The organism is Accumulibacter sp. (assembly GCF_031732815.1).
Taxonomy (GTDB): Bacteria; Pseudomonadota; Gammaproteobacteria; order Burkholderiales; family Rhodocyclaceae; genus Accumulibacter.
The window spans coordinates 1-6056 of record NZ_JAVMKF010000273.1 but is presented as its reverse complement, the minus strand read 5'-3'; the positions used below and the strand labels follow the sequence as shown (position 1 = coordinate 6056).

The window sequence follows — 6056 nt, the reverse complement described above, 5'->3', positions numbered from 1 at the left end:
TCGAAGCACTCGTGCCGGAGCAGGCGGCGATTGACGATGCGCGTCGCGCCGATCTGAATGATTTCGTCGCCCATCGACGGCTGCAGGCCGGTCGTCTCGGTGTCGAAAACCGTGTAGGACAGCTCGGCCAACGGCCGATCGTCGAGTTCGTGACCGGCGGTCGACCACGAAAAGAGGTCGAAATCGTAGAACTCCGGACGTTCTTCCTCGCTCGCGGCGACGATCGCTCGCGGCAGGTCCTTCGGCGCCTCGGCGGCGGGCAGCATCGTGCGGAAAAAGGCGCGATGCGAAACGCGCTCGCGCTGGAACCAGATATCGCCGTTGCAACGCTCGACGACGTCGGTGACGCTGAGCGGCGAGGTTTCGCCGCCGATCGTCATCGGGTCCTGCAGCCAGCTCATCGCCGTTTCGTTGTTCATGAAGGTGCCCGGCCACGACAGATCGAGTTGCGCCAGTTGCCCGCTGCGCGTCAGCCAGAGACGCACTTCGCGCACCTGGTACTCGTCCTGCAGGCGCAGCGCCAGATAGCGCAGCGCCTGCAACAGGCCGAAACTGTCCACGCGCAGCCAGAGGTCCTCGTCGACATTCTCGCTCTTCACGGCCAAGGGGTGCGGCTCGCCCGGACGCGCTTCGCTGATCCGGCGGGCAGCGACGGCGATCAGCTCGGCGCCGAGGATTTCTTCCAGCAGCCAGCGCTCGCGCAAGTCGTTCGAGAACGCGCTGGCGGCTGATTCAAACTGCAGCGAGAGCGCCTTGGCTTCGTCGCGAATCACGCCGAGAAAACGGTCGCGCTGTGCCGGCAGCATGTCGGGCACGTCGGAGAGCATTTCGGCGGCGGCGCGGATGCTCCCCAAGGGGCCGCGCCCGCCTTCGATCAGCGACTGGATCAGCGCGTCGCGCCGGGCGTGCCGCTCGTTCGTGTTGGTCACGTCGTCAAGTACGAGGACGAAGCCGGTCACCGAAAGATCGCCGACCTGCGCCGTGTGCTGACCATTGCTGCCCAGCACCGGCGTCATGTGCGCGCGCACCAGTCTGCCGGCGCGTGTTGCGGTAACGAACTGCGCCGAGCCGATCAGTTTCCTGCTCTCGCTGGCGGCAGCGCCGCTCGCCCGCTCGCGGCTCGCCTGCTGCAGGCGTTCGAGAGCGTGTTCGATCAGCGCACGATCGAAAACGGTGTGGATCGAGCGTCCCAGGCCGAGCAGTTCGGCGTTGGTGCCGTCCGGTCCGGACGACAGTTCCTGCTTGGCGCGCTGGTTGTAGAGCAGCACCCGGCCATCGAGATTGCACACCACGACGCTCTGGCTCAAGTCGGCCATCAGGGCGGCAAGGCGGCTGCGTTCTTCCTCGAGCGAAGCGCGCGCCTCGCGAATGCGCTCGGCGACATCGCGCTCAAGGGCATCGCGCACGGCAAGGACCTGGTTGGCCGCCTGCCCGAGCACGCGCACTTCGCTGGCGCCGTGCTCGCCCACGCGCAGGCCACTGTGCGCGCTGGTTGCCGTGAGCTCTTCGGCCAGGCGCAAGGGCGCCGCGACATACAGCGTGTACAAGCGGTAGACCACCACGCAGACTGCCGCGCAGGCCACCGCGACGACGGCGAACAGCGCGACGAGACGCTCCTCAGGCGCGCGACCACCGCCCTCCGGACCCGCCTCGCTGGCGAACATCAGCAAGGCGCTGACGCCGACCAGAACGAGCACGAACAGGCAGGCGAAGAGCGCGGCGAGGACCAGTCTGCGCGGCGCGTTCACCTACATCCCCAGGAGCTTGCGCACCTCGGCCAGCAGTTCCTTGGTCGAGAAAGGCTTGGTCATGTAGCCATCAGCGCCCAGCCCGAGCCCCTTGCTGACTTCGGTATCGCGCCCCTTGGCGGTGAGCATCAGAATGCGAGTTCCGCCCAGATCGGGGTCGGCGCGCAGCGCCTGACAAACGTCGAAACCGTTCATCCGGGGCATCATGACGTCGAGCAAGACCAGGTCCGGCCGCTCGGCGCGCACCTTCGCCAGCGCCTCTTCCCCGTCACCGGCGACGAGGACCTCGAATCCTTCCCGCCGCAGCAGAAACTCGATTGAGATGACGATATTCTGCTCGTCGTCGGCAATCAGTATTCTCTTGCTCATCAAAACACTCCGATCCTGAAAGAACTGCGCTCAAAAAGACGGGGTCATGCCGGATTGCCGGCCACAGCGGCGGGTTCCGCCGGGCCCGCGTAGGGCAAGGTGAAGCGGAAAGTCGCCCCTTCGCCGGGCGCGCTTTCAACCCACAGCCGACCGCCGAAATGCTCGACGATGCGCCGGCTGATCGGCAGGCCAAGCCCGGTGCCGGAGGGTTTGGCGGTCATCGTGTCGCCGACCTGGCGGAACTTCTCGAAGATCAGCTCCTGATCCTCGGCCCGGATGCCCGGCCCATTGTCGGCCACGCTGACCTCGAGGCCCTCGGCCAAGGCGCGCAGAACGACGTGCACCCGACCGCTGCCCGGCGGCAGGAACTTGACCGCATTCGACAGCAGGTTGAGCATGACCTGCACCAGACGATCCCTGTCGGCGAGAATCAGCGGCAGATTATCCGGCAGATCGAGTTCGACGTGCGCCCCTTTCTCGCGGAACAACTGGCTGGTCGCAGCCACCGATTGTTCGACGACTTCCTTCAAATCCAGTTCGCAGCCGTTCCAGTCGGCCCGGCCGGATTCGATCTTGGCCAGATCGAGCGTCTGATTGATCAGCCGCGTCAGGCGCTCGGTTTCGCTGACGATCAGACCGAGGAAGCGCTCGCGATCGGCCAGATGCATCTTCGGATCGTCGCGCAGCAACTCGGAGAAGGCGCGGATCGAAGTCAGCGGTGTGCGTAGTTCGTGCGTCACCGATGACATGATATCGTCCTTGACCTTGTCGAGCTCCTGCAGGCGCGCGTTGGCGTCCTGCAGTTCGCGCGTCGCCGCGGTCAGCTCGCGCGACTTGCGCTCGAGTTCGCGGCTGTAGGTCCGCAACTGGGAAGCCTCGTCGAGGATGTGCATCACTTCCTCGAGGCTCAACGGCTCCTCCTTCGCCACCGAGGCGACCATGACGCGCGCCGAAGCACTGCCGATCGCGCCGGCGAGCAGCGATTCGGCGAACTGCACGAGCTGCGCATCGGCCTCGAGCGCCGCGCCCTTGCCGCCGCGCCGACGGGCAAACGCGGCAAAGGCCGCTTCCGTACGCGTCGGGCCGAGGAAACGTCCGACCAGCTCGCGCAGGTCGCTGACTTGCGCGCGCCCGCGCCAGAGCGCCGCGCCGACCGGCCCGGTTTCCTTCAGCGCATCGACAAACAGCGTTGCCTGTGTCGCTTCGGCAGCCAGCGGCGGGCGCAGCAGCGAAACACCGAGATAGGCACCGATATTGGCGAGAAAACTCCAGAACAGACAGTGCGAAATCTCGTCCATGCCGGTCAGGCCAAAGAGCTGCTGCGGCCGCAGCAATTCGCTGCCGAACAGACCCTGGGTCAGGAAATCGGCCGGCAGCCAGCCCGACTTGGCAAACGAGGGGAGGAGAAGCGTATAGCCCCAGACGAGAAAACCCGCCGACAGGCCGGCCAGCGCACCGGCGCGCGTCCCGCCACGCCAGTACATGCCGCCGATGATCGCCGGCGCAAACTGGGCGACAGCCGAGAAGCTGATCAAGCCGATGGCGACCAGCGCGTACGCCTCGCCGGCGAGACGGAAGTAGAGATAACCGAGCAGCAGGATGACGACGATCGCGCCGCGCCGAATGGCCAGCAGCAGACCGGAAAGGTCCTTGCGTTCCTCCAGCGCCGCCGCCTTGCGGCGCAGCAGCAGCGGCATCACGAGGTCGTTGCAGACCATCGTCGACAGAGCGATCGTCTCGACGATGACCATGCCCGTACCCGCTGACAGGCCGCCAATGAAAACGAGCAGGGTCAGCCCTTGCTGGCGTTGCGACATCGGCAGCGTCAACACGAAGGTATCGGCATCGACCGCCTGGCCGGAAAAATGCAGCAGGCCACCGAGCGCGATCGGCAGGACGAAGACGTTGATCAGCAGCAGGTAAAGCGGAAACAGCCAGGCAGCGCGCTTCAGGTGGGCCTCGTTGACGTTCTCGACGACCGCCACCTGGAACTGCCGGGGCAGAAAGAGCACCGCCAGCCCCGACAGAATGATCAGCGAAAACCAGCCGGTATAGCCCTGACCGGAGGGAATGGCAGTGACCAGACGGCGCAGTTCCGGATGCGTCGCGATGTGCTCGAAAATGTCGCCAAAACCGTCGTACATGCCGTAGGTGACAAAGACGCCGACCGTGACGAAGGCGACCAGCTTGACGCTCGACTCGAAGGCAATGGCCGCGACCATCCCCTCGTGGCGTTCGGTGGCGTCGAGATGGCGCGTCCCGAAAACGATAGTGAACGCCGCCAGGATCAGCGCGATATAGAAGCTCATGTCGGCCGCCACCGACATCGTCGCGCTGCGATCCGGCATGACGATGTCCGGATAACTGAGCAGCAGGCTGACCGTACCCGATACCGCCTTGAGCTGCAGCGCAATGTACGGAATGATGCCGAGCACGGCGATGATCGTCACCAGTCCGCCGAGACGATGGCTCTTGCCGTAGCGCGAGGAAATGAAGTCGGCAATCGAGGTGATGCGATTCGCCTTGACGATGCGGATCATCTTGAGCAGCAGGAACCAGCCAAGCGCCATGACCAGCGTCGGACCCAGATAGACCGGCAGGAAGCCGATGCCGGAAACGGCAGCGCGACCGACGCTGCCGTAGAACGTCCACGTCGTGCAATAGACCGCCATCGACAAGGCGTAGATCGTAGGATTGGCGATGATCGACCTGCCCTGATCAGCCCGCTTGTCGCCCCACCAGGCGACCGCGAAGAGCAGCCCGAGGTAGACCAGCGCAACGGTGACGACGACCGGAGCTTCGAGCATTGCTGCCGCCTAACTGATGCGGCGCTCGATCGCCCAGGCCATCAGCCCGACGACGAGCGCCCAGGCGGCGAAAACGTAGGCATAGATCAGCGGCACGCCGAAGAGCGCCAGCGGACGGTCAAACAAGGAAAGCAGGGGGTAATTGAAGAGGACGCAGCCGATCAGGAATGTCGCGATCAGTCGGTCGCCCGCCAGAATTCTGCGCTGCATCACACCCTCCTCGTCATTGCGCGCCGGGCGCCGTGCCTACTGCAGGCCACGCACCGTGCACCATCGTCAAGCGGGCATCGTCAGCGGGAACTTGCCGCCCGTTACCTCGTATTGTGGAAACTGCCCGCGCGCTTCGTCCCGGTGGTCCCGATCAGCGACGCACGGCGCCGCCCACGACGATCGGAAAACCGGCTGCGCGAGCGGCGCTGGTCTCTCGCGCGCATTGTCATCAATCAGCCGGCGCGATGCAATGCCTTTCGACACGGCAACGGTGCCGAGATCGGCGCACGCGCAAAGCGCGACTTGCCGCGGCCAGCCCGCCGACGGCAAGCGAGGACCCGTCGACGGCGATGCCGTCCGGGGTTGGAGCTTGGCAGTGTCGTCGCCGACACCCGGCCGATCACTCGCCTGCGCCGGCCTGCTCCGTCACCTCCACCGGCGGCCCGGTTGGCCTCCCGCCGGCACGCAGATTGATCGCCACCATGCCGCTCAGGATCAGCGCGCAACCGCCGAGGCCGGCGAGGTCGAGCCGGCCGCCCATCAGCAGCAAGCCGAAGAGCGCCGCGAACACCGTTCGGCCGAAAGAATGATCGCCGCATCCGCCGCGTCCGCGGAGCGCTGCGCAATCACCTGGCAGGAAAAGGCAACGCCGACCGAGAGCACGCCGGTCTACAGGATGGGCAGGGCCGCCGCGCGCAGTGCCGCCCGGTCGACGCGTTCGAAGAGCAGCGCGCCAGCGAGGGCGAGCAGAGCGCAGACGAAGAACTGCCCGCCCGCGACGAGAAAAGGCGCCCCCTGGCGATCGACCACCCGCCCGACGAGCAGCATGTGCAGCGCCCAGTGCAAGGCCGAAGCGATCACCCAAAGTTCGCCGATACCGATGCTCAACTCATGCGCACCGGAGAGCAGGAAAGCGCCGAGC

The 6056-nt window shown here is 65.8% G+C and carries 5 protein-coding genes and 1 pseudogene; all 6 read right to left on the bottom strand.

Annotated elements, in window-relative coordinates; translation table 11 throughout:
• Positions 1-1748 (bottom strand): exonuclease domain-containing protein (locus RKP46_RS16000; protein WP_311107538.1); only part of this gene is annotated, 1748 nt, incomplete at its 3' end.
• Positions 1749-2117 carry a response regulator gene (locus RKP46_RS15995; protein ID WP_311107537.1) on the bottom strand — a complete coding sequence of 123 codons (369 nt, stop codon included), beginning with the start codon at positions 2115-2117 and terminating at the stop codon, positions 1749-1751. It abuts the gene before it with no gap.
• A 44-nt stretch (positions 2118-2161) separates the two neighbouring features.
• Positions 2162-4924 (bottom strand): sensor histidine kinase, encoded by a 2763-nt coding sequence (locus RKP46_RS15990; RefSeq protein ID WP_311107536.1) that lies wholly within the window; start codon positions 4922-4924, stop codon positions 2162-2164.
• A 9-nt stretch (positions 4925-4933) separates the two neighbouring features.
• Positions 4934-5134, bottom strand: coding sequence for a hypothetical protein (locus tag RKP46_RS15985; protein ID WP_300332400.1), 201 nt, complete (start codon positions 5132-5134; stop codon positions 4934-4936).
• A 400-nt stretch (positions 5135-5534) separates the two neighbouring features.
• Positions 5535-5705 carry a hypothetical protein gene (locus tag RKP46_RS15980; RefSeq protein ID WP_311107535.1) on the bottom strand — a complete coding sequence of 57 codons (171 nt, stop codon included), beginning with the start codon at positions 5703-5705 and terminating at the stop codon, positions 5535-5537.
• A 98-nt stretch (positions 5706-5803) separates the two neighbouring features.
• A pseudogene (locus RKP46_RS15975) lies at positions 5804-6056 on the bottom strand (EamA/RhaT family transporter); the annotation flags it as partial.

Excerpts from the sequence above, each read along its gene's own strand:
- RKP46_RS15995 (WP_311107537.1), bottom strand. The coding sequence starts at position 2,117 with ATGAGCAAGAGAATACTGATTGCCGACGACGAGCAGAATATCGTCATC.
- RKP46_RS15990 (WP_311107536.1), bottom strand. The coding sequence starts at position 4,924 with ATGCTCGAAGCTCCGGTCGTCGTCACCGTTGCGCTGGTCTACCTCGGG.
- RKP46_RS15985 (WP_300332400.1), bottom strand. The coding sequence starts at position 5,134 with ATGCAGCGCAGAATTCTGGCGGGCGACCGACTGATCGCGACATTCCTG.